We start from the raw sequence: 26249 nt of genomic DNA, 5'->3' as shown, positions 1-26249 counted from the left end.
TGTCTCCTTGAACGATTCGGATCATTATGTGTCCGATGACGGTGGTAGATGCCCGGCCCGAGTTGTCGTAGTGTCGCCTGAGTTGACGCGCCGGGGGGCGCGGAACCGCGTCGGTGACGCGGGTCGGGCACAGGGAGGGGACCACGTATGGCAGCCACGTTCCGACGGCGGCTCGGCCGGGGAGCGGCCTCGACGGCCGTGGCGGCCCTGGTGTGCGCCGCCCTGACGGCCTCTCAGGCGCCGGCCGCCACCGAAAGCGCGGCCGCCGGGGAGCGGGAGCCGGCCCCGCCGCCGGCCGACACCCCCATCGACGGCGGCTCGGCGTACTACACCGACCTGCCGCCGCTCAAGGGCCCGGTACCGCCGAGCGGTTCGCACCGCCCCAAGGGCGGCCCCGTCGTCACCGGCCCCGCCCAGGCCGGCATCCCCGCCACCGTGCTGGCCGCGTACAAGAAGGCCGAGTCCCGGATCGACGCCTCCGATCCGGGCTGCCGCCTGCCCTGGCAACTGCTCGCCGGCATCGGCAACGTCGAATCCGGCCAGGCGCGCGGCGGAGCCGTCGACGCCGAGGGCACCACCCTCCAGCCGATCCTCGGCCCGCAGCTCAACGGCCACGGCTTCGCGCGGATCACCGACACCGACGGCGGCCGCTACGACGGCGACCTCACCCATGACCGCGCCGTCGGGCCGATGCAGTTCATCCCCTCCACCTGGTCCAGCGGCGGCCCCGACGGCACCGGTTGGGGCGCCGACGGCAACGGCGACGGCAAGAAGGACCCCCACAACGTCTTCGACGCGGCGCTCGCCGCCGGCCGGTACCTGTGCGCCGCCGGTCGCGATCTGTCGACCCGGCAGGACCTCGACCGCGCGATCCTCGGCTACAACGACTCCGAGGAGTATCTGCGGACGGTGCTGTCCTGGTACGCCTTCTACCGCACCGGCACCCATGAGGTGCCGGACGGCAAGGGCGTCCTCCCCGTCCAACGGGGCGGCGCCGGCGGCGGGCACGGCGGCGGCCGGACCGAAGGCCGTACCGGCAAGGACCACGGCCGGAGCACCGGCGCCGGCCACCGTCCCGCCGGGCCGAAGCCGAACGGCCCTGCCGAGCCGAAACCGGACGGGCCTGCCGAGCCCAAGCCGCACAAGCCCGCCCAGCCGAAGCCGCACAAGCCCGCCGAGCCCGGCGGCACCGACCCCGCGCCGGGCGGCAAGGACCCCCAGAAGCCCACCCCCAAGCCGCCCACCGAGCCCGCCCCGCTCACCGCCCTGGTGCGGGTCGGCGACAAGGACGTCAGCGCCACCGCGGGCACCGACTTCGCCGCGTCGCCGCGGGTGCGGGCCGAGGACGCGACGGGCAAGCCGGTCGCCGGCGTCCCCGTCCGCTTCACCCTCCCCGCGCCCTCCGGTGTCCGCTTCCCCGGCGGTGCGACCGTCGTCACCGTCACCACCGGCAAGGACGGTCTGGCCACCGCGCCCACGCTGCACGCGGGCGACAAGACGGGCGCCTTCACCATCCGGGCGACGGCCGTCGGCCGCACCGTGCCCGCCGCCGCCTTCGGCGCCACCGTCAAGGCCGCGCCGGCGCCGAAGGCCGACAAGCTCGTGCGCACCTCGGACAAGGAGCTGACGACGACCGCCGGCCAGGCGTTCGCGGCCGGCGCGGTCGAGGTCAAGGCGACGTACCACGGCAAGCTCGCGGCGGGCGTGCCGGTCACCGCGACCATGGTCACCGACGACCCGGACCAGCCCGTGGAGAACGACCAGGGCCCCTACTTCGAGGACCCCGAGGCCACCGGCGCCGACAAGGGCAAGCCGGTCCGCACCCGCACCGGGCTCACCACGGACGCCGACGGCCTGCTGAAGCTCCCGAAGATCTGCACCGACACCCGCACCGGGACGTTCCTGCTCCGGCTGACCACCGCGGACGGCGCCGTGCTCACCGTCGAGCTGAAGGTCACCGCACCGGACGGCGCATAGCCGCGGCCGGCCCCGTGGACCGGGCCGGCGACCGCCCGGCCCCACGCCGCCGTTCCGCCCTCCGTCCGGGGCGGGACGGCGGCGCATCACGTCCGCGGGTGAAACGTGTTCTCATCTCGGCCGCCCGTTGCTACGGTGCCCCCGCCCTGACGCCGTCGAGGATCCGGGAGCACCCCCGGACACGCACCGCAACCCGGGAGGCCGGCCATGCGCGCCCTGACAGCAGCCGCGATCGGACTGGCCGCGGCGCTCGCTCTCCTCTTCACCCTCACGGCGATCGGCGCGCCCAGCGGCACGACCTCCCCCAAGCCGCTGCGGACCACCGTCCCCGAGCACCCCTGAGGGAGGGAGGCCGCCGTCATGCGCCGCACCGCCAGCCTGGTACTGCTCGCCTTCGCCGTCTTCTTCACCGCCCTGTCCCCGCTGATGCGGTGGTACGCCTTCCCGCGGCTCGCCAAGATCCCGCCGGGCCAGTACCAGGACATGGTCCTGGAGGCCAGGCCCGCCACCCTCATCAACTACGGCACGATGAAGGCCGAGCGGGTCCCCAAGGTCACCATCGTCCAGACCCTCAAGGGCGACGTCGCCGCCTCCGACCGCATCGAGAAGACCGCCGGCCGCGACGTCGTCGTCTGGGACGCGCTGTCCTACGTCGCCGGCCCCGACGGCAAGGCGGTCTCCCAGATCCCCGAGCGCTACATCTTCGACGCCCACTCCCAGGAACCCGTGCACGCCACCGGGGAGATGGTCGACGGCGACCCGGTGCGCCGCAACGGCATCGAGTACAAGTGGCCGTTCCTCACCGAGAAGCGCGACTACACCTACTTCGACGCCCAGACCCGCACCTCGGCGCCCATCCACTACAAGGGGACCCGCACCTTCCGCGGCCTGGAGGTCTACTACTTCGAGCAGACCATCCCCTGGACGAAGGTCGCGCTCCCCAAGAAGATGCCGGTCAAGGGCGTCACCCCGCAGGCCGTCGCGAAGATGGGCACCACCCGCTGGTACAGCACCAAGCGGATGTTCTGGGTCGAACCGGTCACCGGCGCACCGGTCAACGGCGAGGAGATCCACAAGGAGGAGCTGCGCGGCGGCGATCTGCTGCCCGGCGGCGGCAGGGTCACCGCCTTCGCCGGCCATGTGAAGATGCGCGCCGACTACGTCGACTCCACCGTCGCCCTGGTGACGTCCCAGCGCACCCTCGTCCTGCTGCTCACCAGCTACCTGCCCTGGGGATTCCTGGTCCTGGGCGCGGCGCTGCTCGCCCTGAGCCTGCACCTTGAGGCCCGCGGCCGGCGGCCCGCCTCCACCGACCGTGCGGCCCCCGCCGCGCCCGAGGCTCCGCTCAGCCCCGCTTGAGCCGCGCCGTGGTGTGCCGGGTCGGCTGCGCGGTCGCCGGGTCCTCCGGCCAGGGGTGCTTGGGATAGCGGCCGCGCAACTCGGCGCGCACGGAGCGGTATCCGTCCCTCCAGAAGGAGGCGAGATCGGCGGTGACGGCGGCCGGGCGCCCCGCGGGGGAGAGCAGATGCACCAGTACGGGCACCCGCCCGCCGGCCACCCGCGGCGACTCCTGCCAGCCGAACAGCTCCTGCAGCTTCACGGCCAGCACCGGCTGCTCGCCGCCGTAGTCCACCCGCACCCGCGAACCGCTGGGCACCTCGATCCGCTCCGGCGCCAGCTCGTCGAAGCGGGCCGCGTCGCCACTCGCCCAGGGCAGCAGCCGCGCCAGCGCCTGCCCCGCGTCGATCCGCTCCAGATCGGCCCGCCGCCGTGCCCGCCCGAGTTCGACCCCGAGCCAGTCCTCGACCCGCGCCAGCAGCGCCGCGTCCGACACATCGGGCCACGGCGCCCCCAACTCCCGGTGCACGAACGCCATCCGCTGCCGCAGCGAGACCGCGCCGGGCGACCACCGCAGCAGACCGAGCCCCTCCCGCCGCAGCCCCGCCACCACCGCGTCCCGCAGCAGCTGTGCGCCGGGGGCGGTCAGCGGCCGCGACACCAGCTCGATCGCGCCCAGCCGGGTCACCCGCCGGGCCACCACGTCCCCGTCCGACCAGTGCACCTCCTCGCCCGAGGAGTACAGCGCCCGCGCCGCCGCACGCGCGGTCTCCTCGTCGATCACCGCCGCCAGCTGCACCCGGGCCGACACCGCCGCCACCGGCCGGTCCGCCACCGCGACGGCCAGCCACGCCGCGTCCCGCAGCCGGGAGCCGTCCCGGCCGGCCCGCGGCCCCGCCCCCGCGCCCGCCAGCTCGGCACCGGTCCCGGACGCCATGAGATAGCTCCCGGCGCCGCGGGCCCGCGCCACCCGCTCGGGGAACGCCAGCGCGGCGATCAGACCGGCGACCGCGTCGTCGGACGCCGGCGCACCGGCGCCGCCGCCCTTCGGCGCACCGGCCTCGACCGCCCCGCCCGTCCCCGGCTCAGCGCCCGCCGACACCAGCCGCCGCGCCTCCTGCCGCCACCGGGCGGCGTACCCGTCGCCGCCCCGCCGCGCGCTGCGCCACGCCTCCGCCAGATCGTCCCCGTACGCCCGCGGCGGCTCCTCGCTCAGCAGGGCCACCACCTCCGCGGCGCGCCGCACGCCCACCTCGGGCGCACCGTCCAGCAGGGCGCGCGCCAGCCGGGGATGCAGTCCGACCCGCGCCATCCGGGTGCCCCGCTCCGTCGCCCGGCCGTCCTCGTCCACCGCGCCGATGGCCGTCAGCACCTCCCGCGCCGCGGCCAGCGCCCCGGCCGGCGGTGCGTCGAGCAGCGCCAGACCACTCGCCGCCGGATCGCCCCAGCAGGCCGCCTGCAGGGCGAACGCGGTCAGATCGGCCACCTTGATCTCCGGCTCGGGGAACGCCGGCAGCCGCCCGTCCTCGCCCTGCGACCAGCAGCGGTAGACCACACCCGGCGCCTCGCGCCCCGCCCGGCCCGCTCGCTGGCGGGCCGCCGCCCTGGAGGCCCGTACGGTCGTGAGCGCGCTCAGCCCGCGGGCGTGATCCATCCGCGGCACCCGCGCCAGCCCGCTGTCCACCACCACCCGCACACCCGGCACGGTCAGGCTGGACTCCGCCACGGAGGTCGCCAGCACCACCCGGCGACCGCCCACACCGCCCGCCAGCACCGCGTCCTGCACCTCGGCCGGCGCCCGCCCGTGCACCTGCAGCACCTCGGCGTCCACCCCGGCCAGCTCCCCGGCGACCCGCCCGATCTCCCCGACACCCGGCAGGAAGCACAGCACGTCACCCGACCGCTCGCGCAGCGCCCGCCGCACCACGCCCGCCACATGTGTCAGCAGCGCCGGATCCACCCGCATCCCGTGCGCCGGCCGCACCGGCCGCTCCGGCGGCGCCCACACCCCCTCCACGGGGTGCGACACGCCCGCCGCCTCGACCACCGGCGCCGCCCCCTGGGAGCCGCCCAGCAAACGGGCCCACCCCTCGGCGTCGGTCGTCGCCGACGCGGCCACGAGCCGCAGCTCGGGCCGCAGCGTCTCGCGTACGTCCAGGAGGAAGGCCGCGCAGGTGTCGGCGTCCAGATGCCGCTCGTGACACTCGTCGAGCACCACGACATCGACCCCGGCCAGCTCCGGATCGCGCTGCAGCCGCTGCAGCAGCACACCGGTGGTCACCACCTCCACGCAGGTACGCGGTCCGACCCGCCGCTCCCCGCGCACCGTGAATCCGACCTGGTCACCGGCCTTCTCGCCGAGCAGCCAGGCCATCCGCCGCGCCGCGGCCCGGGCCGCGATCCGCCGCGGCTCGGCGACCAGCACCCGCCGCCGGGGCCCCGCGCCGGTCAGGCCCGCGAGCTCCAGCGGCACCAGCGTCGTCTTGCCGGTGCCCGGCGGGGCGCACAGCACCGCCGCACCGGCCTCCTCCAGGGCGGCGCGCAGCGCGGGCAGCGCGGTACGTACGGGCAGCTGGGCGAGGGCGTCACGGGCGATCACGCCCCCAGTCTGCCGCCCCGGCCTCCCGTACCGGCCCGGGTGCCCCCGTTACCCCTCTGCCACGCACACGAAGATCGCCGTCCCCGGGATCAGCTGCCCGCGCAGCGGCGACCAGCCGCCCCACTCCTGGGTGTTGCCCTCCGGCCATTCCGGCTCGACGAGGTCCACCAGTCGGAACCCGCCCGCCACCACGTCCCGCACCCGGTCGCCCAGCGTCCGGTGGTGCTCGACGTACACCGCCCGGCCGGTACCGTCCTGCTCCACGTACGGCGTGCGGTCGAAGTACGAGGCCGCCACCGACAGCCCCTCGGGCCCCGGCTCGTCGGGGAAGGCCCAGCGGATGGGGTGGGTGACGGAGAAGACGAACCGGCCGCCGGGCCGCAGCACCCGCCGTACCTCGCGCAGCACCCGCACCGGATCGGCGACGAACGGCAGCGCGCCGTAGGCGGAACAGGCCAGGTCGAAGCTGCCGTCACGGAACGGCAGCGCCCCGGCGTCCGCCTCCACCAGGGCGGTGGCGTCGTCGTCCGCGCCCTCGGCGATCCGCAGCGCGTGCTGCAGTTGCCGGTGGGAGAGGTCGAGCGCCACCGGGCGCGCGCCCTGCGCCGCCAGCCAGCGCGAGCACTGCGCGGCGCCGGCCCCGACCTCCAGGACCCGCAGCCCCTTCAGCCCCTCGGCCGGCCCGAGCAGCCCGGCATCCGCCTCGTCGAGTCCCTCGGGGCCCCAGACGAACCGGTCGTCCCCGAGGAACGCTCCGTGCTCGCTCTGATACTCGTCCGCGTTGCGGTCCCACCAGCCCCGATTGGCGCGGCTGCTCTCGGTGTCCGAGGCGTCACGGCGGGTCGCCTCCGGCTCGTGCTCTTGGTTCATCGCGCCCGTCGTCGTAGTCTTCGCTCTGCTTGTGGCTGCAGGGACTGTGAGGCCGTTCGACCTCGCGGAACATCGCGCGTGCCGTTTTTGGGGCGTTCTGTCCCGGGTGTGCGCGTTCGCGCATTGACCGTGTCCGGCTGCCCCCGTATGCTACAAGTTGCGCTGCGGGCTTGCGCGCCTCAGACGGAGCAGGCCGCGCTCGCATCTGTATGTACCCCTCGGTTTTGAGGCGTTCCGGAATGTTCCCGGTGCTCCGGCATTTGTGGACCTCCGATAGAGAGCGTCTCTGACACTGTCCGGACTTATGCAGAGGCGATACGGGCTCTCGGCGTAGCAGTACCTACGACTTCAATGTCCGTACCGGAGCCCTTTCCCACATGACGAGCAGCACCGAGACCACCGCCACCACCCCGCAGGTTGCGGTCAACGACATCGGTAACGAGGAAGCCTTCCTCGCCGCGATCGACGAGACGATCAAGTACTTCAACGACGGCGACATCGTCGACGGCGTCATCGTGAAGGTCGACCGGGACGAGGTCCTGCTCGACATCGGTTACAAGACCGAAGGCGTCATCCCGAGCCGCGAGCTCTCGATCAAGCACGACGTCGACCCCAACGAGGTCGTCGCCGTCGGTGACGAGATCGAAGCCCTTGTTCTCCAGAAGGAGGACAAGGAAGGCCGCCTGATCCTCTCGAAGAAGCGCGCCCAGTACGAGCGTGCCTGGGGCACCATCGAGAAGATCAAGGAAGAGGACGGGATCGTCACCGGTACCGTCATCGAGGTCGTCAAGGGTGGTCTCATCCTCGACATCGGCCTCCGTGGCTTCCTCCCGGCCTCCCTGGTCGAGATGCGCCGCGTCCGCGACCTTCAGCCCTACGTGGGCAAGGAGCTCGAGGCCAAGATCATCGAGCTGGACAAGAACCGCAACAACGTGGTCCTGTCCCGCCGTGCCTGGCTGGAGCAGACCCAGAGCGAGGTCCGCCAGACCTTCCTCACCACCCTCCAGAAGGGTCAGGTGCGCTCCGGCGTCGTCTCCTCCATCGTCAACTTCGGTGCCTTCGTGGACCTGGGTGGCGTCGACGGTCTCGTCCACGTCTCCGAGCTGTCCTGGAAGCACATCGACCACCCGTCCGAGGTCGTCGAGGTCGGCCAGGAGGTCACGGTCGAGGTCCTGGACGTCGACATGGACCGCGAGCGCGTGTCCCTGTCGCTCAAGGCGACCCAGGAAGACCCGTGGCAGCAGTTCGCCCGGACCCACCAGATCGGTCAGGTCGTCCCGGGTAAGGTCACCAAGCTCGTTCCCTTCGGTGCGTTCGTGCGCGTCGACGAGGGCATCGAGGGCCTGGTCCACATCTCCGAGCTGGCCGAGCGCCACGTCGAGATCCCGGAGCAGGTCGTCCAGGTCAACGACGAGATCTTCGTCAAGGTCATCGACATCGACCTTGAGCGTCGCCGGATCTCGCTGTCGCTGAAGCAGGCCAACGAGTCCTTCGGCGCCGACCCGTCGGCCGTCGAGTTCGACCCGACCCTGTACGGCATGGCCGCGTCCTACGACGACCAGGGCAACTACATCTACCCCGAGGGCTTCGACCCCGAGACCAACGACTGGCTCGAGGGCTACGAGACCCAGCGCGAGGCGTGGGAGAACCAGTACGCCGAGGCGCAGCAGCGCTTCGAGCAGCACCAGGCCCAGGTCATCAAGTCGCGCGAGGCCGACGAGCAGGCTGCGGCCGAGGGCGCTGCGGCGCCGGCGGCGCAGGGTGGCGGCCAGGCCGGCGGCGGCAACGCCGGTGGCGGCTCGTACTCCTCGGAGTCGGCGGACAACTCCGGCGCCCTGGCGTCGGACGAGGCGCTCGCCGCGCTCCGCGAGAAGCTGGCCGGCGGCCAGAGCTGAGCTTGCGCCGACAGGCAGCGGTTCGCCGCTGCTAGGCACTAGCCGATAGGCGAAGGCCCGTTCCCCTCTGGGGGAGCGGGCCTTCGTCGTGTCCGGGGGTGGGGGAGGTGGGGGATGAGGCCGGCGCGGAGGCCGGAGCTGCCGGTCAGCCCACTGGAATGCCCGGATTGGCGACGCCGCGGCCGCCGGTGACCGTGTTGTCGCCCGCGATGGTGACCGGGCAGTCGGATGCGTCGTCATGGGTGATGTGGAAGCCGTAGCGGCCCGACCCCGTGGCATCGCTCAGATCGGCCGACGTAGACGCCCTCGCCCATGCCGCTGCCGTCCTTGCCGGTGTCACGGATGGTCGAGTTCTTGATGACACCGTTCCTGCTGGACTTCCGGAAGTGCACGCCCTCCATGTCCAGGTCGTGCACGCTGACGGAGTCGACGACGACACCGTCCGAGGCGTCCAGCATGATCCCCTTCTGGCCGCCGGTGACGGTGAGGCCCTCGACCGTCCAGTTCGAGGCGCCGTTCAGATACAGCCCGTAGCCGCCGCTCGCGGTGAGCACGGCCTTGGGTGAGCCGGTGAGGGTGATCCGGGACGAGGAGGTGCCGGCGGCGGTCGTCTTGAAGTTGCCGCGGTATGTGCCGTCGGCGAGCTGAATCCGGTCACCTGGCTTCGCCCTGGCGAGCGCGTCCTTGAGCTGCGCGGCCGTCGAGACGTCGATCACTCGGGACGGGGAGGGGGAGGCGGAGGCGCCTGAGGTGGCCGCGCTGGCCGTGGTGGTCGCTGTGACGGACGTGACCGACAAGGCCAGCGGGAGTAACGCGGCGGCGCCCAGGAGGGCGGCGCCGGGGCCTGTGGGGAGGAGGGGCGTGCGGCGAGTGGGCATATAAGTTCCTTTGTGTATGTGAACGTTGGGTTTGAGTGTGAACCTCTCCGTGGGGGTGAAGGTAGGGCTGGGGGTGGGGTGCGTCAAGACTTCAGGTGGAGGGGGTGAGAGGTGAACTCCCCTTCCTCGTGGGGGAGTTGTGTTCAGGTTCTTGAATTTTGAGTGGGAGGGGGGTGGCGGCGCGGTGGGCGGGTGGTGGGGCCCTGCCGAACCGGGCTTCAGGGGACGGCACACGACGGGAGGTGGGCCGCGCCCGGTGGTGGGCGGGCCGCGTCCGTAGAGAAGGGGGTGGCGGGCCGGGTTGTGCAGGGGCTGCGTCAGGCGGGGGCGGAGAGTGTCCGGAAAGGGTCGGGGTCATATCCGCAGCCGGGAATGCTCGCGGTCGACCGCACGTTGGCGTTCATGAGAACGAGGAGGAGCGGTCACTGTGTTGGATCCCCAGAGCTTGTACACATGGGAGCCGAGCGGGCTCGCGGAGGTCGAGGCGATCGCCTCCAGGGACTCCGCGGGTCTCGTGCTGCTGTACCACTTCGACGGCTACATCGACGCCGGCGAGACGGGCGACCAGATCGTCCAGCGGCTGCTCGACGGCCTGCCGAACGAGGTCGTCGCCCGCTTCGACCACGACCGCCTCGTCGACTACCGCGCCCGGCGTCCGCTGCTGACCTTCGAGCGCAACCGCTGGACCGCCTATGAGACCCCGAGCATCGAGCTGCGGCTGGTGCGCGACACCACCGACGCGCCGTTCCTGCTGCTGTCCGGCCCCGAGCCGGACGTGGAGTGGGAGCGCTTCGCGGGTGCCGTGAAGGAGATCGTCGAGCGGCTCGGCGTACGCCTCTCGGTGAACTTCCACGGCATCCCCATGGGCGTCCCGCACACCCGCCCGGTGGGCATCACCCCGCACGGCAACCGCACGGATCTGATGCCGGGCCACGCCGGATTCTTCGACGAGGCCCAGGTGCCCGGTAGCGCGGAGGCACTGATCGAGTTCCGGCTGGCCGAGGCGGGGCACGACGTACTGGGCGTGGCGGCGCATGTGCCGCACTACATCGCCCGGTCCGCCTATCCGGACGCCGCGCTGACGGCCCTGGAGGCGGTGACGGCCGCGACCGGCCTGGTGCTCCCCGGGGCGGCGCATTCGCTGCGGACGGAGGCCCTGCGGACGCAGGAGGAGATCGAACGGCAGATCTCGGAGGGCGACGAGGAACTGGTCGCGCTGGTCAGCGGGCTGGAGCACCAGTACGACGCGGTGGCCGGCGCGGAGACCCGGGGGAATCTGGTGGCCGAGCCGGTCGATCTTCCTTCGGCCGACGAGATCGGCAGGGAGTTCGAACGCTTCCTTGCGGAGCGGGAGGGCGACGGCGGCGCCTGAGGGGGAGGCGGCGCCTCAGCCGGGGCCGATACCTGGGCCGGGGCCGGAGGCGGGGAGTGGCCCGATGCGGGGCCGTGGTCTCCTGCGCGCCGGCCGCCCCGGTGCACCGTATAGCGTGGGCCCATGGTGAAGGTGGGGCTGACCGGCGGTATCGGCGCGGGCAAGAGCGAGGTGTCACGACTGCTGGCGTCGTACGGCGCGGTGATCGTGGACGCGGACAAGATCGCACGCGAGGTCGTCGAGCCGGGTACGCCCGGACTGGCGGCGGTGGTCGAGGAGTTCGGGGGCGGCGTTCTCACGGCGGAGGGCACGCTCGACCGGCCCAAGCTGGGCGGGATCGTCTTCGCCGACCCCGAGAAACTCAAGGCGCTGAACGCGATCGTGCACCCGCTGGTGGGCGCCCGCTCGGCCGAACTCGAGGCGTCGGCGGGGCCGGACGCGGTAGTCGTCCACGACGTGCCGCTGCTGACGGAGAACGGCCTGGCGCCGCTGTACGACCTGGTGGTCGTGGTCGACGCCGCCCCGCAGACCCAGCTGGATCGCCTGGTACGGCTGCGCGGCATGGCCGAGGACGAGGCGAGGTCCCGGATGGCGGCTCAGGCGACCCGTGCCCAGCGGCTGGCGGTCGCGGATCTCGTCATCGACAACGATGGAGCGCTGGAGGCCCTGGAACCGCAGGTCCGCGCGGTATGGGAGCGCCTGCGGGACGTATGAGCCCGGACGGTACCCTCACCGCCATGACTCCTCCTTCCGATCTCGACGCCAGGACCACCGGCCCGGAGCCCGCCGCCACAGAGGCTGCTTCCGGTGCCACCGCCGCCGCTCCCTCCGCCGATGACGCGGGCCCGGCGTCGTTCGTCGTGAACATCCCGGGCATCGCGGACGCGGATCTGGAGCCGGATCCGCTCGACCCCTCGCAGATCGTCTCCGGGGAGCCGGAGGTGACGGGCAAGGTCCTCTGGGAGTCGCCGGACGGCCGCCAGCTCCGGGGAATCTGGCAGATCACGCCGGGCGTGGTGACCGACACCGAGGCCAATGAGCTGTTCGTGGTCGTCAGCGGCCGCGCCACGATCGAGGTCGAGGGCGGTTCGGTACTCGAGGTGGGCCCGGGCGACGCATGCGTTCTGCGCGAGGGTGACCGCACCCGTTGGACGGTCCACGAGACGCTGCGCAAGGCTTACCACATCAGCCTGTAACGGGTGGCCTGTAACGGGGGGCCGGTAGCGGATGGCCGACCCGGCGCCGTGACCTGCTGGGGCTCCGGCGCCGGGGCCCGTTACGGAGGCGGCGGGTGTCCTGCGGCGGCGAGGGCGCCGCAGGCCCCTACGAGGGCAGTGGCGATGGCGATGGCTGTGGCCCCGCTGCCGCGCTGGTCGCCGCGGCGCCCTGCATCGGTGGTGCGGCAACGCCGCGTCCGCATGCGGTTGCCTGTCCGATCGATGACTTCGGCAGCGGCTCTGGCAGTGGCTCTGGCTCCGTTGGGTCACGGGGCTCGGTCGGGGGGCACCGGGCCCGGTTGAGGTCGCCCCGGCCGGGGAATGCCGCGACCGGCGGGGTTGTTGTGCCGCAGGTGACGCCGTACGGCTCGTGGCTGAGGTATGCCCCGATGGCGACGGCAACGGGAGAGGAGCAGGCCGTGCCCGAGCGTAGCCCCGAGACGCATGTCATCGACTTCCGCGCCGCGGAGCAGCTGTTGGAGGCCCGCGACCCGCGTGGCGCGATCCGGCTGCTGGACTCGGTCATCACCGCACACCCCGAGAACACCGCGGCCCGACTGCTGCGCGCCCGCGCCTTCTTCCTCGCCGCCCAACTGCGCCCGGCGGAACTTGAGTTCCAGATAGTGCTGGAACGCGAGCCGGACAATGCCTTCGCCCATTTCGCGCTGGGCCGCACTCTGGAGCGCGGCGGCCGGGTGGACGAGGCGCTGCGCCACTTCCGCCTGGCAGCCGCCCTGGAACCGCGCCCGGACTTCCTCCAGGCCGCCCGCTTCGCACCCGGCGACACGGGCAACGGCGAACCCACCCCCTGACGTGATGGTCAGCGGCGAACGGCCCGGAGGCGAACAGCCGGGCCGTGGGTCGCGGCCGCCGACACCGCCCTGCCGGGCAGGACGGCGAACACGCCCTCGCCCCTGAGGTTGCCTACGGCTTGCTGCCGGGCCGGCGGCCGGTGTCCCTGCGTATCCCGAACGCCTCGTTCCGGCCACGATCAGGCTCGTAGGGCGGTACGTCCCTGCCCGGTTGGTAGTGCGGCCCCTGACGAATGTGGCGGATCACCATGGCCAGGTCCATGACCGCCACCATGGCCACGGCGGCACACGCCGCCGCCCATTCCGGCCGGCCGACGTCGACGAAGGCAACGGCTCCGGCGGTGGCACACAGCAACCCCCACAGCGCCAGCCCGCAGCGCATTCTCAGCGGACTGCGTGCATGCAGCGGCTCATTTCCCGTACGCATCGGCACCCATCTCCCACCTCCAGGATCCACCCGATCGACTGGCCGGTCACCTGTCTTCCCCTCCCTTTCCCCCTCCCCTTCCCCCCGCCCCCGCCCCGCCCCTCCCCACCCGGGCCACCGGGACCCCTCCCCCCAGGCACCCGGGACTCCTTCCCCCCGGGATCCCACCCCCGGGATCCCACCCCCGGGATCCCACCCCCGGGATCCCACCCCCGGGATCCCTCCGCCCCGGACCGCCCTCTCGCCCCATTCCCTCCCTGCCACCGGCGCCCCTCAGGCTGGGGCCCTCAGGCCGGGCCCTCAGGCCGGGGCTCTTAGGCCGGGGCCCTCAGACCGGGGCCCCTAGGCCGGGGCCCTCACCCTGGCTCCCTCATGCCGCGGCCTCATGCCGGCTCCCCCATGACGAGGCCCTCTCGCCCCCTCCACCCATCTGCTGCTTCTCGCCCGCTCCCTCCCGTCCTCCCTTCCTGTCGCTCTCTCCCCCGTTCCCGTTCATCCGTGCTCGTGGTGTGGGTCGCCGGCGGGATGGCTGTTGATCCAGGACAGCCCGCCGATGTCGAGCAGTGATCGCGCTCGGGTGACGGCGACATACGCCAGGCGTGCCTCGTCGATGTCGATGGGCCCGGGGACCGGTGAGCCGTCCTCGCCTCGGTCGTCGAAATCGTCGGGGGCTGTGAAGTCGTCGGCGATGCGCACGCTTGCCCACTCCCGCCCCTTGGCCCGATGCGCCGTGGACACCGTCACCTCGGCGGAAGCCTCGGGCGAGAGCCGGTCGAGGGCCTGGAGTACCGCTTGCGTGCCGTGCTCGTCGACGAGTTCCACCAGGGGCAGCAGATCCCGGCCGGCGGGGTCGAACTCTGCGTACTCACGCAGCTCCGCCCAGGTCTCGAAGAGCATCAGCTCGGGATGTGCGGTGCGGCGCCCGGCCTCCAGGTCGTGTGCGGCGCGTGCGAGCGCGCTCAGTGCCTCGCCGCCGCCCGCGAGCGCGACCCGGCGGTCCGCCTCCAGCTGCCGTATCACCTCCACCATCGCCCCCACATTCGTCCGGCACAGGATCGCGTCCGGGGCGCGGACCCGGTGCAACTCCGTCTCCAGGCGGGGGGAGCCCGTGAGTCGGATCGGTGCGCCCACGATCGCCAGCCAGCGGTTGGCCTCGGCCGCCAGCGCCGGTCCGAAGCGGAAGGAGCGGGAGAGGCTGAGCTGTCTGCCGTCGAATCCGGACATCACATCGCGCGCGCCGCGCCAGCCGTAGATGGCCTGGGCGGAGTCCCCGACCAGCACCAGCTGTGCGTGGTCGCGCTGAGCGGTGAAGACCTGCTCGACCACGGGATTGGTGTCCTGTGCCTCGTCCAGCAGCAGGAAGTCCGCCTTGATGACCGGCTCGCGCAGCGCCCACATCTTCAGGTAGTGATCATGCTCGAAGCGGACGACGCCGTGGTCCGGATGCTGGAGGTCGGCCCAGGCCTTGCGTGCGTAGGGCAGGACGAGGTCGGCGAGTTGAGCGTGCAGCGGCTCGGATTCGGCGCCGCGCAAAGGCGGGACGTGATGTGGTGCGATCCGGCTGTCGGCGGACTGGCAGAAGCGGGTGACGGTGCGCAGGACCGTATGGGAGAGCGCCCTGTTGTCGACCTTGCGTGCTCCGATGCGTACGGACATGCCGTCGTCGATGCCCAGGGCCGCGCCGGTGCGCCATCCCGCTTGTCGAGGGGCGTTCATCCGCGTCTGGTAGCCCCTGCCCACGGCGGTGTAGGCGAGGGCGTGCGCCGTTCCGCAGGCGACCTCGTCGGGGAATTCCCGGGCGGCGTGGCGGGCCACGGCTCTGTTGAAGGCGATGTACCGGCCGAGCCTGCCCTGTCGCCGCGCGGAGTGCGCGAGCATCGCGAGGGTCGTCGTCTTACCGGTGCCGGCACCGGCCTGGATCACGAGATGCGCGCCGGTCGCAAAGGCCTCCGCCGCTGCGGTCTGTTCGGGTGTGGGGGTGTGCATCGCGCTCCTCACCGAGATGGGGTGATTACCGAGAGTGATTTCGTCACTCACTGTAATCGAGTGCGGGGTGAGCGCAAGAGGCTTTCTGTGGCCTGTGGATAACTCTCGCCCTCGCGCGCGGGAGTGCGGGCCGGGTGCGTTGTCAGTGCCGTCTGATTCCATCGGCAGTGGACGGGCAGGTCGCCGCGGCGGCTCGTCGGGCGTGAGGCGGGGAGGCTGGGGAGGCGTAGTGCGTACGACCGTAGACTCGCAGGTCGGGCACGCCGGAGCGGCCCGCGGGCGGTCGGCCCGGCGGGTGCCGCGGCCGGCGGTGCAGGACCAGACATCAGGGGATGGCATGACAAGGCGGTGGGAGCGCGGCGGTCGGGCCGCTGCCGTGGCCGGCTGTGCCGTGGCCTTCCTGCCCGCCCAGCCGCCGCGCGCAGGCAAGATCGCTCTTTGGCGGCCCGACGGCGGTCCGCTCCCGGACGCCGACGGGGGAGAGGGGGCGGGGGCTCCGGGCGGGGATCAAGTGCTGGAGCGAGTGCAGCTGACCGTTGCCCGGCGGCACGGCAACGGCGCCCGCAGTCGCACGGTTGCCGCGATGCTGCTCCCGCTGGCCGAGGCCGTGCCGCTGCTGGTCCGCGCCCGGCACGACCCGGCCGCCGCCCCGGCCGCCGCCTGCTGGGGCGCGGCCACCCTGCACGCACTGCACCTCGCCGCGCGCGGCAGGCTGCTGCCGGGCCTGACCGCCGACGACACCGACGCCTGGCGCGCCGGCCCCCTCGACCCCGAGGACATCGCGCATCTCCGGGCCATCGCCGCCGCCATGCCCGCCGAGGCGTACCCCGTGCCGCTTCCCGGCAGCCGCCCGCTCCAGCTGCACGACCCCGCGGCCCTGGTGCGGCTCTATGTGGACGCGGTCATCGACACGCTGCCGCGCACACCCGCCGCCGGACTGGTGGCCGGTGCCCCGTTCGCCGCCGGCGAGCCGCAGTGGCTTCCCGGTGCGCGGGAGTGGGCCGCCGAGGTCGCGGCGGGCGTTGATGCCGGTGTGCGGCTCTCCCTGCGCCTGGACCTCGCGCCGCACCGGCTCTTCGACATCCGGGGCGAGGGCGGGGCGGGCGAAGCCGAAGAGCGCAGCGCGGCGGCCGCCGTCCTGCAGGTGCACAGCCTCACTGACCCGACCCTGGTGGCCGACGCCCGCTCCCTGTGGGAGGGCGAGGGCCCCGACCACTTCGGGCCCCGCTCCCGCGTCGACACGCTCCTCGCGCTGCGCCGCGCCGCCCGCGTCTGGACCCCGCTCACCCGCCTCCTGGAGCGCCCGGTCCCCGACGTACTGCCCCTGGCAGAGGATGAGCTGTACGACCTGCTGGGCGAGGTCGCGCCCCGTCTGGGTGCCGCGGGCGTGACCGTCCACTGGCCCAGGGAGGTGGCCCGCGGGCTGACCGCGGCGGCGGTGCTGCGTCCGGCGCCGGGCTCCGCCGCGGACGGCTTCGGCTTCTTCGACTCCAGCGCACTACTGCAATTCCGCTGGCAGTTGGCGATGGACGGGGCGCCGCTCACGGAGGCGGAGATGGACGCCCTGGCCGAGGCGCACCGCCCGGTCGTGCGGCTCCGCGACCAGTGGGTGCTGGTCGACCCCGGGCTCGTACGCAAAGCCCGTAAGCGCGAACTGGGCTATCTGGAACCGGTCGATGCCCTGGCGGCAACGCTTCACGGCACCACGGAGGTGGACGGTGAAACGGTCGAGGTGGTGCCACTCGGAGCCCTCGCCGCACTGCGCGGCCGCCTCACCGACCAGACGGACCCGCTGCCCCAGCCACCCGGACTGCGAGCGACCCTCCGCGACTACCAACTACGGGGCATGACCTGGCTCGACACCATGACCTCGATCGGCCTCGGCGGATGCCTCGCCGACGATATGGGCCTGGGTAAGACGGTCACCGTCATCGCGCTCCATCTGCACCGGCAGCCCACCGAACCCGTCCTGGTGGTCTGCCCCGCCTCCCTCCTCGGCAACTGGCAGCGGGAGATCGAGCGCTTCGCGCCCGGCACGCCCGTACGCCGCTTCCACGGTGCCGGCCGCAGCCTCGACGGCCTGAACGGCGGCTTCGTCCTGACCACGTACCAGACGATGCGCGGCAACGCCGCCCAACTGGCCGCCCAGCCCTGGGCATGGGTCGTCGCCGACGAGGCCCAGCATGTGAAGAACCCCCGTTCCTCGACGGCCAGAGCGCTGCGCAGCATCAAGTCCCCCGCCCGGATCGCCCTCACCGGCACGCCGGTGGAGAACAACCTCTCCGAGCTGTGGGCCCTGCTGGACTGGACGACCCCCGGCCTCCTCGGCCCCCTCAAGACGTTCCGTGCGCTGCACGCCCGTGAGGTCGAGGGCGGCGAGGATCCGGAGGCGGCCGAGCGGCTGGCCAGGCTGGTGCGCCCGTTCATCCTGCGCCGTAAGAAGTCCGACCCGGGGATCGCGCCCGAGCTCCCGCCCAAGACCGAGACGGATCATCCGGTGGCGCTGGGGCGCGAACAGGCCGCGCTCTATCAAGCCGTCGTCCGCGAGACCCTCTCCCGGATCGAGACCGCCGAAGGCATCGCGCGCCGCGGTCTGGTCATGAAGCTGCTCACCGCCCTCAAGCAGATCTGCAACCACCCCGCGCAGTACCTCAAGGAAGCCGCCCCGGGGTTGGCCGCCCGCTCCGGGAAGCTCGAACTCGTCGACGAACTCCTGGACACCATCCTCGCCGAGGGCGGCGCCGCACTGGTCTTCACCCAGTACGTGAGCATGGCGCGGCTGCTCGAACGGCACCTCGGCGCCCGAGGCGTCCCGACCCAGCTGCTGCACGGCGGCACCCCCGTCGCCGAACGGGAGAGGATGGTCGACCGCTTCCAGTCCGGGCAGGCCCCGGTCTTTCTGCTGTCCCTGAAGGCGGCCGGCACCGGCCTGAACCTCACCCGCGCCGGACATGTGATCCACTACGACCGCTGGTGGAATCCGGCGGTGGAGGAACAGGCCACCGACCGCGCCTACCGCATCGGCCAGACCCAGCCCGTCCAGGTCCACCGGCTCATCGCCGAGGGCACGGTCGAGGACAACATCGCCCAACTCCTCAGCGCCAAACGGGCGCTCGCCGACGCGGTGCTCTCCGGTGGGGAGACCGCGCTGACCGAACTGACCGATGCGGAACTGGCCGATCTCGTCTCCCTCAGGAGGCCCGGATGAACCGCCGCCCCACCTCCGGGCGCGCCGCGGCGGCCGATCGCCAGGCCCGCGCGGACCGCACCCGCACCTTCCCGCCCCTGCCCGTCCGGACCGGTGCCCGGGGGCTGTTCGCCGAATCCTGGTGGGGCAGTGCCTGGCTGGACGCGCTGGAGAGCGCCGCCCTCGACAGCGCCCGGCTCGCCCGCGGCCGGACCTACGCCCGCGACGGCCATGTCGACACCATCAACGTCACACCGGGCCGCATCGTCGCCACCGTACGCGGCAGCAGGCCCCGCCCCTACAGCGCCGAGATCCGCCTCAGAACCCTCACCGGCCAGGAGTGGGACGCGCTCCTGGACGCGATCGCCGCGGACCCCGGGCAGCTCACCGCCCTGCTGGCCAAGCAACTGCCCAGCGCCCTGGCCGAAGGCGAGGTGCGCCTCCTCCCGGGGCCGGGCGACCTCGTTCCCCGATGCTCGTGCCCCGACAGCGGCAGGCCCTGCAAGCACGCCGCCGCGCTCTGCTTCCAGGCGGCCAGGCTCCTGGACGCCGATCCGTTCGTCCTGCTGCTGATGCGCGGCCGCGGTGAACGCGAACTCCTCGACGAACTCTCCCGCCGCAACGCCGCCCTGACGGCCAGTGAAGCCCGTGCGCACACCCTCGGCACCACCGCAGGGGCCACCGGCAGGCAGCGGCCCGAAGGACCCGTACGAGCCGATGCCGGTGAGCGCCCCGCCGAGATGGCCCCGGGTGCCGCGCCCGAGGAACCCGCGGCACCCGGAACGTCGACGCCCCCGGGTGTCCTCGCCCGCACGGCTCTCGCCGACCGCCCCCGGCCGCCGCTCCCGGCGCCCCTGCCGGTGCCGCCCCGGCCCGGACACCCCCCTGCCCTGCCGGACGGCGACAACCTCCCCTTCGACCCCGCCACCCTCGAATTCCTGGCCTCCGACGCCGCCGCCCGCGCCCACGCCTGCGCCTCGGCCGCCGGATCACCCGCACCCGGGGGCGGGCAGCAGTCCTTGCCCAGCCCGTTCCCGGATCTGCCCCCGTGGCAGGACGCCCTCCGGCTGGCCGCCGCCGCCCACCCCACCGCCGGCCTGACCGCCACGACCCGGGCCCTCTACCGCGACCTCGCGGCGGCGGCCGGCCGCACGCCCACGGACGTGGCCCGCTCCGTCGCGGCCTGGCGCCAGGGCGGCCCCGAGGGCCTCGCCCTCCTCGACACCACCTGGAACCCTCCGGCCGGTGACTTCGACCGGGCCCGCAGCGCCCTCCTGGCCGCCGACCTCCCCGCCCTGCGCCCACGCCACAACCACCTCACCGACCCCGAGCGCGGCATCCAGCTCCGCTTCGGCCACGACAACCGCTGGTACCCCTACGAATCCGAACCAGGCGCCGAGGACTGGTGGCCCACCGGACCGGCCGACCCCGACCCCGTAGGCGCCCTCACCACCCTGCTCGCGCGATGACTAACCTCAAGGCCGTGGAAGGTCTCGACACACTCACCCGATCCCTCGCCCAGCGCACCCCCGAGCAGCTCGCGGCACTCCTCACCCGCCACGCCGAGCCGCTCGCCCGCCGCCCAGCCCCCACCGAACTACGCGGCCTGGCAAGCGCGTTGTGGTCCTACGAAACCCTCCACCACCTGGTGCTGCACCTCGACCACCCCCGCCTCCAGGTGCTCGCCGCCACCGCCCGCATCAGCCAGGAGCGTGCCGCACGGGACGCCCACGGCCCCACCGCCCCCGCCGCGGGCGCCGACTACCAGTCCTTGATGGCGCACCGGCTGTCCTTCGCCCAACTGGCCACCGCCCCCGTCCCGCCCGAGGACGTCCTCACCGCCCTCGATGCCACCGGGCACGCCCGTACCGCCGCCGAAGGCGCACTGCGCGCCCTCTACGACGACGGACTGGCCGCCCCGACCGAGGACGGCAGCGTCGTCGTCCCGCCGCGCGCCCCGCAGCTCCTGGCCGCCCACGACCTCGGCCCGTTCCTCGCGCACGCCCCGGAGCTCGTCCCGGACGACACCGCCGACCCCGGGACGCCCTCAGCATCGGTCCCCGCGACCTCGCCGCACGACGAGTCCCGGGCCGCCGCGGCGACCCTCGCCGCCACCGTGGACCGCCTGCTGGCCTCACTGGCCACACAGCCCGCCGCGCTGCGCAAGGCGGGCGGCCTGGCCGTACGGGAGATCAAGCGGCTCGCCAAGGCGGCCGGGGCCTCCGAACCGCACACCCGCCTCCTGCTCGACCTGGCCCTCGCCGCCGACCTGATCGCGCTGACCCGTACCCCGGCCGGTATCACCGCCCTGCCCACCGGCGCCTACGACGACTGGCTCCTCCTCCCGCCGGGCCGGCGCCTCGCCCCCGTCCTGGCCGCCTGGTCCGCCCTGTGGGCCATCCCCACCCACACCCCGTTCGGCGAGACCCCCACCGCGCTGGTCCGTGGCCACGACCGGCACGCGCCCGCACTGAGGCACGCCCTCCTCGCCGCCCTGGCCGCCGTCCCCCTGGGCGCGGGGGCACCCCTGCCGCACACGCCCTCACCCGGACCGGAGTCCGCGCCGCACACCGACGCCGCGCTGCGCGGTCTCCTGGGGGCGGCGGACTGGCACCGCCCCCTCGCCGTCAGCCGGCAGCCGATGGCCGAGGAACGCGCCGCGCACACCCTCCACGAAGCGGCCTATCTGGGGCTGGTCGCCCACGGCACCCTCACCCCCCTCGGCCGGGCGCTGCTCGCCGACCCGCGGTCCCTCGACGAACCGCTCGGCGACCTGCTCCCGCCGCTGCTCGAACAGGCCCATTTCCAAGCCGATCTGACCGCGGTGGTGCCCGGCCGCCCCGCCGCCGAGCTCGCCGGACTGCTCGCCTCCGCGGCCGACCGGGAGTCCGAAGGGCACGCCGTGACCTGGCGTTTCACCCCCGCCTCGGTGCGCCGCGCGCTGGACGCCGGCCACAGTGCCGACACCCTCCTCGACGACCTCACCCGCGCCTCGACGACAGGGGCCCTGCCGCAGCCACTGCGCTACCTCGTCCAGGACGCCGCCCGCGCCCACGGCCGGATGCGGGTCCTGCCCGCCGCCTGCTGTATCCGCTCCGACGACGAAAGCCTGGTCAAGGAGCTGGCCGCGCACCGCGCACTGCAGGCTCTCGCGCTACGGGCCATCGCCCCCACCGTCCTGGTCAGCAGCAGCCCGCCGGCGGCCACCCTGGAGGCCCTGCGTGCCGCGGGCTACGCACCCGCCCTGGAATCCGACACCGGCGCCACCACCGTCGAACGGCTCCCCGCGCACCGCACCAAGGCCCCCACTCCCACCCGCGATCCGCACGCACCCCTCACCCTCGCGCGCCGCCTCCTGGGGCTCCCGCCGGAAGTCCAGGACACCGTCGCGACCAGCGGTACGTGATGACTCCATTGGCGGGCCGGGGGCGGAGGGCATGGGCGGCCATGCGTCCTCCATGCCGCCCCCGCGGCCGATTTTTCCCCTTCTTTTGTCTTCACTGACCGAATCTGATCGAGGAGTCGCCTGACGCGGTGGGCTCCCGCCGCCATCGCGGCCGCGGTGTCAGTGCCGTCAAGTAGCGTTCTGGAGTGCGGAGTCGATCCGGCAGACCGAGCGGATCGACCGGCCGAGGCGGAAGGGCGAGGTCGACGTGGGGGAGCACGGCGTGGGGGACGGCGTACGGAACGAGTTCGGTGGCAGCGCGTACGGTCCGGTGGTGCAGGCCGGGGCGATCCACGGCGGGGTGCACTTCGAGGTGCGGCGTCCGGAGGTTCCGGTGCCCCGGCAGGTGCCCGCCGGAGTCGCCCAGTTCGTCGACCGCGAGCCGGTGATCGAGGCCATCAGCGGATCGGTGGGGGAAAGCGGCGGGGTGGCCGTGCTCAGCGGTCTGCCGGGGGTGGGCAAAAGCGCGACGGCGCACAGATGGGCGCAAGGGGAGCGCGGCCGGTTCCCCGGTGGCGAGTTCTATGTCGACTTCGCCGAGCTGAGGGCGCAGGTCGGCGGGGACGTCTCGGCCGGTGTCAGCCGCTGCCTGCGGGCGCTGGGAGTCGAGGACCAGTATCTGCCGGGGACGCTGGGCGAGTTGACCGGGATGTTCCGCAGCCGGACGGCCGACAAGCGGGTGCTGGTGGTTTTGGACGATGTGACCGAACCGGCGCAGGTTCGGGCGCTGATCCCGGGCGCACCGGGGAGCGTCGTGCTCGCGACGAGCCAGGGCATGCTCGGCGAGCTGCTGACGGTGGGGGCGCGTCTGCTGCCCCTGGAACCCCTCACCGGCGCGCACGGCCTGCAGCTGCTCCAGCGCCTGTGCGGAGAAGAGCGCATCATGGCGGACGGGGCGGCGGCCGCCGAGCGGATCGTGGCGAGCTGCGGCGGCCTGCCGGTCGCGCTGCATGTGGCCGCCGCGCGGCTGGTGATGCACCCGCGGTTGTCGGTCGAGGCGCTCGCCGATGAACTGGCGGATGACGAAGGTCGGTTGGACGCCCTGCGCAGGGGAGGCGAACGGGTCGTGACGGCGGTCTTCGCGGTGGCCTACGCCGGGCTGTCCGAGGAGACGGCGCGGCTGTATCGGGTGCTGGGCCTGTACCCCGGGCGCCGATGGGACACGGAGACGGCTGCCGCCGCTGCCGGGATCAGCGGTTCCGCGGCGGCCGAGCAGCTCGAAGCCCTGGAGACCGCGAGCCTGATCACGGTGGCGGCGGACGGGCGGTACGGCTTCCACGATCTGGTGCGACTGCACGCCAGGCAGCAGGCGGTCGGTGAGGACACCGAGACCGAGCGCACCGCCGTCGTACGCCGGGTGGCGGATCATCTGCTCACCCGGGCCGCACATGCCGACCTGGCCGTCATGGGCCGCCGGATGCGCATCGGAGGGTATGTCGAGCGCCTGGAGGGTGTGGATCCCAGGTTCGGCTTCCGGGACCGTCAGGAGGCGTTGGAGTGGCTGGACGCCTGGCGCGGCGAGCTGCTGGCTGTCCAGCGGGCCGCCGCGGACCGCGGGTGGCATCGCCACGCCTGGGAGCTGGCCGAGGCGCTGACCGCGCTGTTCCTCAACCGCAGATACCTCAACGACTGGGCCGTGTCCGGGGAGCTCGGCGCCAGGGAGGCCGCGGCGGACGCCAATCCGGCCGCCGAAGCCCGGCTGCGTTCGCTCCTCTCGCGTCCGCTGATGGACCGCGACGAGCTGGACCGGGCCCGCGGCGAACTGGAGACGGCCATCGCACGGGCCGACGCATCCGGCCATACGCTGCTGCGTGCCTCCGCCCGTGAGTTCTACGGCCGGTACTGGGACCGCTGCGAGCCGGAACGCGCCGTGGCGACATACGAGGAGGCGATGACGTTCTACCGCGCCGCGGGCGACGAGCGCGGTATCGCCATCGGCCGCTACTTCATGGGCTGCGCACAGCACGCCGTGGGACGCACCGACGACGCGCTCGTCACCTTGCAGGACGCCTACGACGGGTTCATGGCGATCGACGACCGCCGGATGGGAGCGCGTGCGCTGGCCGCCCTCGGTGGCGTGCGGAGGGAGCTGGGACGCACCGATGAGGCGGTCGCGGCCCTGGAGGAGGCCGTGCGGATGCTGCGTGAGCGCGGAGCCGTCCACTACGAGGCCCCGGTGTGCGAGGCGCTGGCCGAGATGGCCGAGGAGCGCGGCGACCGCGAGCGGTGGCGGCAACTGCTCACCCGGGCGCTGGAGATATACGAGGCGGGCGGCGGCCCGCGCGCCGTCGAACTGCGCCGCAGGCTGACAGAGGCCGAGGAAACGCCTGAGTAGCGGGGTGGAGGGGGGTTATGCACCGTGGCCGTGGCGGGCGACGCTCAGCGCGGCGTCCTCCGTGCGGTTGCCGAGGGCGAGGGTGACGATGCCGGCCAACGGGCGTCGGGAGCGCACAAGGGCGTAGACGACGCCGGCCAGCACGGCGGGGTCGGCCATGAGCCCGGTGGCGCACACCTCGACCGTACGGCCGTCGCGCAGCCCGACGCGGCAGCCGCGGCCCGCGACGGCGGCAGCGGCGAGCAGACAGCCGGAGTAGCGGGTGAAGGTGTCCCGGATCCATCGGTCGGCGGCGACAGCGGTAGGGGCTGGATCGCGGCGGACCAGGACCGAGGCGCTCTCCGCCAGTTGCCGGTCCCACTCGTCATCGGCGCTGGAGAGATGGCGGAAAGGGCCGTCGGGGGCGTCGGATCGCTCGGGTACGGCGAAGGAGTCGACGGTGGCAGGGGTGCGTTCGACCGACACCCGGGGGCCGTCGGGTCCCTCGTCGATCGAGGTGGTGACGTAAGCCGCGGTGACCACCTCCGGGCGGTCCTGCGGTACGGGAGTCTCCGGCGCCCGGCGCGGGGGCGGCGGACCGTTCGGTTCGGGGAGGTCCAGGAGGTCGTAGACGGCGGACCGGATCAGGGCCAGGGCCCGGCCCGGGGCGGCGAACGCGCTCTCGCCGAGCGCGCGGAGGCGGGCGACGGTGTCGCCGCCGGGCGAGTGCGCGGCGTGGAGTGCCTGCTCGATCTGCGGCCGGAGCGGCGCGTCGGCGGCGAGCCGGGGTGCGATCCGCCCCAGCTCGGCCATCGGGGTGCCGGCCACGGCCTCGTCCTCGCTGAACGCGCCGAGCAGCAGGGGCGTACCCAGCGCGGCACCGTAGAAGGTGACCGATCCGTGGTCGCCGATGAGAAGGTCCGCGGCGATCAGCGTGGCCTGCCAGCCCGCCGTCGGCGCAATGGTCAGCAGCCCGGCGCCATGCGCGGAGTCGAGGAGGGAACGGACGGCGTGATGGCCGTGGGCGGAGGGGATGTTGGGGTGGGTGACCAGGGCGACGGTGTAGTCGTCCAGGGGCAGTTCGGCGAGCAGCCGGGCCGGAAGCGCGGGGTCCCGGCCCAGGAGCGAACCGTCGCGCCAGGTCGAACTCAGCATGATCAGGCGGTTGCCGTCCGGGACACCGAGGGCCCGGCGGTAGGCGGCGCGCAGATCCCGCCCGTCGCGCAGTGCGTCATAGCAGGGATCGCCGACCAGGAGGGTGTGGCCGACGGTGGCGGGGTGGGCGGCGGCCAGCTGGGCCGCCTGGTCCGGGTGCGAGAGCGCGAGCCGGGCCCGTCCGCTGCGCAGCAGATCGTCCGGCACGACCCCGGCGAGCCGGTCCCGGTCGCTGCGGGAATCCGGGACGACCTTGTGGAAGCCGACACCGTGCGGGAGGACCAGGACGGGGGCGGTGTGCTGTGACGCGGTGAGGTCGGCGTTCTCGGACGCCGTGATGATCAAGTCGGGGGTGATACGGGCGAATTGGTGCCAGGGCAGGATGCGGGCGCCGACCGAGGTCAGCAGGGCCTGGACGCCGTCGTTGAACGCGGAGGTGGGGTCGTAGGCGAAGACGAGGGAGACGCGCGGGTCATCGCGCAGCACCGGGCGCAGGACGTCGAGGACCCGGACGGTCGAGGTGACGGTGCGCGCCACCGCCACGACGACGCGCTCGCCGGCGAACGTCAGCCAGCGCTCGGGGTCCGCACCGACGGGTACCCGCAGCGGCGGTATGAGGCCGTGGTGGGGGTCGCCGCCATCGGCGCACGCACAGCCGCAGGCGCCCGCACAGCCGCTCGCGGCTCGCGGCTCGCGGCTCGCGGCTCGCGGCTCGCGGCTCGCGGCTCGCGGCTCGCGGCTCGCGGCTCGCGGCTCGCGGCTCGCGGCTCGCGGCTC

General features: G+C 73.5%; 17 protein-coding genes and 1 pseudogene. 12 read left to right on the top strand and 6 right to left on the bottom strand.

Features of this window, described 5'->3' with window-relative positions; translation table 11 throughout:
* Positions 1 to 147: 147 nt before the first annotated feature.
* From ACZ4NB_RS12385 to pgfA, 3 genes are all read left to right on the top strand, one after another.
* A complete protein-coding gene (locus ACZ4NB_RS12385; protein ID WP_467660627.1) occupies positions 148 to 1977 on the top strand; it encodes a lytic transglycosylase domain-containing protein in 1830 nt (609 codons plus the stop codon).
* Positions 1978 to 2184: 207 nt separating this feature from the next.
* A complete protein-coding gene (locus ACZ4NB_RS12380) occupies positions 2185 to 2319 on the top strand; it encodes an SPW_0924 family protein (protein WP_393492056.1) in 135 nt (44 codons plus the stop codon).
* 18 nt (positions 2320 to 2337) lie between these two features.
* On the top strand, positions 2338 to 3336 hold the full coding sequence (gene pgfA / locus ACZ4NB_RS12375) for a cell envelope lipid trafficking protein PgfA (RefSeq protein WP_467660625.1): 999 nt from the start codon (positions 2338 to 2340) through the stop codon (positions 3334 to 3336).
* Here the strand turns inward: pgfA and hrpB are convergent.
* Together hrpB and ACZ4NB_RS12365 are read right to left on the bottom strand one after the other, a co-directional pair.
* A complete protein-coding gene (gene hrpB, locus ACZ4NB_RS12370) occupies positions 3323 to 5914 on the bottom strand; it encodes an ATP-dependent helicase HrpB (protein WP_467660623.1) in 2592 nt (863 codons plus the stop codon). The genes pgfA and hrpB overlap by 14 nt on opposite strands.
* A gap of 48 nt (positions 5915 to 5962) precedes the next feature.
* Positions 5963 to 6784 (bottom strand): class I SAM-dependent methyltransferase, encoded by an 822-nt coding sequence (locus ACZ4NB_RS12365; RefSeq protein WP_467660621.1) that lies wholly within the window; start codon positions 6782 to 6784, stop codon positions 5963 to 5965.
* Between the two features lie 377 nt (positions 6785 to 7161).
* On the opposite strand from ACZ4NB_RS12365, the gene rpsA reads away from it, so the two are divergent.
* The gene (gene rpsA, locus ACZ4NB_RS12360) at positions 7162 to 8679 is read left to right on the top strand and encodes a 30S ribosomal protein S1 (protein WP_361320327.1); all 1518 of its coding nucleotides are present in this window, start codon (positions 7162 to 7164) and stop codon (positions 8677 to 8679) included.
* Between the two features lie 290 nt (positions 8680 to 8969).
* Here rpsA and ACZ4NB_RS12355 read toward each other — a convergent pair.
* Positions 8970 to 9476, bottom strand: a pseudogene (locus ACZ4NB_RS12355) (right-handed parallel beta-helix repeat-containing protein); the annotation flags it as partial.
* Positions 9477 to 9984: 508 nt separating this feature from the next.
* On the opposite strand from ACZ4NB_RS12355, the gene ACZ4NB_RS12350 reads away from it, so the two are divergent.
* The 4 genes from ACZ4NB_RS12350 (at position 9985) to ACZ4NB_RS12335 (ending at position 12958) form a co-directional block, all read left to right on the top strand.
* Complete coding sequence (locus ACZ4NB_RS12350) at positions 9985 to 10929, top strand: PAC2 family protein (protein ID WP_393492042.1); 945 nt, start codon at positions 9985 to 9987, stop codon at positions 10927 to 10929.
* Positions 10930 to 11052: 123 nt separating this feature from the next.
* On the top strand, positions 11053 to 11643 hold the full coding sequence (gene coaE / locus ACZ4NB_RS12345) for a dephospho-CoA kinase (protein WP_467660619.1): 591 nt from the start codon (positions 11053 to 11055) through the stop codon (positions 11641 to 11643).
* Between the two features lie 23 nt (positions 11644 to 11666).
* On the top strand, positions 11667 to 12125 hold the full coding sequence (locus ACZ4NB_RS12340) for a cupin domain-containing protein (RefSeq protein WP_467660617.1): 459 nt from the start codon (positions 11667 to 11669) through the stop codon (positions 12123 to 12125).
* A 440-nt stretch (positions 12126 to 12565) separates the two neighbouring features.
* Positions 12566 to 12958: a tetratricopeptide repeat protein gene (locus ACZ4NB_RS12335; protein WP_467660615.1), complete on the top strand. Its 393-nt coding sequence runs from the start codon at positions 12566 to 12568 to the stop codon at positions 12956 to 12958.
* 112 nt (positions 12959 to 13070) lie between these two features.
* Here the strand turns inward: ACZ4NB_RS12335 and ACZ4NB_RS12330 are convergent, their stop codons facing one another.
* Positions 13071 to 13385 carry a DUF6343 family protein gene (locus ACZ4NB_RS12330; protein ID WP_467660851.1) on the bottom strand — a complete coding sequence of 105 codons (315 nt, stop codon included), beginning with the start codon at positions 13383 to 13385 and terminating at the stop codon, positions 13071 to 13073.
* Between the two features lie 492 nt (positions 13386 to 13877).
* Positions 13878 to 15371: a UvrD-helicase domain-containing protein gene (locus ACZ4NB_RS12325; RefSeq protein ID WP_467660613.1), complete on the bottom strand. Its 1494-nt coding sequence runs from the start codon at positions 15369 to 15371 to the stop codon at positions 13878 to 13880.
* A 337-nt stretch (positions 15372 to 15708) separates the two neighbouring features.
* Here ACZ4NB_RS12325 and ACZ4NB_RS12320 point away from each other — a divergent pair, with 337 nt between their 5' ends.
* The 4 genes from ACZ4NB_RS12320 (at position 15709) to ACZ4NB_RS12305 (ending at position 24338) form a co-directional block, all read left to right on the top strand.
* Positions 15709 to 18579: a DEAD/DEAH box helicase gene (locus tag ACZ4NB_RS12320; protein WP_467660612.1), complete on the top strand. Its 2871-nt coding sequence runs from the start codon at positions 15709 to 15711 to the stop codon at positions 18577 to 18579.
* Positions 18576 to 20027: an SWIM zinc finger family protein gene (locus ACZ4NB_RS12315; protein WP_467660610.1), complete on the top strand. Its 1452-nt coding sequence runs from the start codon at positions 18576 to 18578 to the stop codon at positions 20025 to 20027. Before ACZ4NB_RS12320 ends, ACZ4NB_RS12315 begins: the two co-directional genes overlap by 4 nt.
* Positions 20028 to 20041: 14 nt before the next feature.
* Complete coding sequence (locus tag ACZ4NB_RS12310) at positions 20042 to 21964, top strand: helicase-associated domain-containing protein (protein WP_467660608.1); 1923 nt, start codon at positions 20042 to 20044, stop codon at positions 21962 to 21964.
* 247 nt (positions 21965 to 22211) lie between these two features.
* The gene (locus tag ACZ4NB_RS12305) at positions 22212 to 24338 is read left to right on the top strand and encodes a tetratricopeptide repeat protein (RefSeq protein WP_467660606.1); all 2127 of its coding nucleotides are present in this window, start codon (positions 22212 to 22214) and stop codon (positions 24336 to 24338) included.
* A 15-nt stretch (positions 24339 to 24353) separates the two neighbouring features.
* Here the strand turns inward: ACZ4NB_RS12305 and ACZ4NB_RS12300 are convergent.
* A partial coding sequence (locus tag ACZ4NB_RS12300) for a CDP-glycerol glycerophosphotransferase family protein (RefSeq protein WP_467660604.1) occupies positions 24354 to 26249 on the bottom strand: 1896 nt, incomplete at its 5' end.

Source organism: Streptomyces sp. NPDC026575 (assembly GCF_055567415.1).
Note: the sequence above shows the minus strand (reverse complement) of the source record. Positions and strands in the feature narration are given on the sequence as shown.

What these genes read in the sequence shown, in the direction of transcription:
- ACZ4NB_RS12385 (WP_467660627.1), top strand. Translation starts at nt 148, where the DNA reads ATGGCAGCCACGTTCCGACGGCGGCTCGGCCGGGGAGCGGCCTCGACG.
- ACZ4NB_RS12380 (WP_393492056.1), top strand. Translation starts at nt 2,185, where the DNA reads ATGCGCGCCCTGACAGCAGCCGCGATCGGACTGGCCGCGGCGCTCGCT.
- pgfA (WP_467660625.1), top strand. Translation starts at nt 2,338, where the DNA reads ATGCGCCGCACCGCCAGCCTGGTACTGCTCGCCTTCGCCGTCTTCTTC.
- ACZ4NB_RS12365 (WP_467660621.1), bottom strand. Translation starts at nt 6,784, where the DNA reads ATGAACCAAGAGCACGAGCCGGAGGCGACCCGCCGTGACGCCTCGGAC.
- rpsA (WP_361320327.1), top strand. Translation starts at nt 7,162, where the DNA reads ATGACGAGCAGCACCGAGACCACCGCCACCACCCCGCAGGTTGCGGTC.
- coaE (WP_467660619.1), top strand. Translation starts at nt 11,053, where the DNA reads ATGGTGAAGGTGGGGCTGACCGGCGGTATCGGCGCGGGCAAGAGCGAG.
- ACZ4NB_RS12340 (WP_467660617.1), top strand. Translation starts at nt 11,667, where the DNA reads ATGACTCCTCCTTCCGATCTCGACGCCAGGACCACCGGCCCGGAGCCC.
- ACZ4NB_RS12330 (WP_467660851.1), bottom strand. Translation starts at nt 13,385, where the DNA reads ATGCGTACGGGAAATGAGCCGCTGCATGCACGCAGTCCGCTGAGAATG.
- ACZ4NB_RS12325 (WP_467660613.1), bottom strand. Translation starts at nt 15,371, where the DNA reads ATGCACACCCCCACACCCGAACAGACCGCAGCGGCGGAGGCCTTTGCG.
- ACZ4NB_RS12320 (WP_467660612.1), top strand. Translation starts at nt 15,709, where the DNA reads ATGACAAGGCGGTGGGAGCGCGGCGGTCGGGCCGCTGCCGTGGCCGGC.
- ACZ4NB_RS12315 (WP_467660610.1), top strand. Translation starts at nt 18,576, where the DNA reads ATGAACCGCCGCCCCACCTCCGGGCGCGCCGCGGCGGCCGATCGCCAG.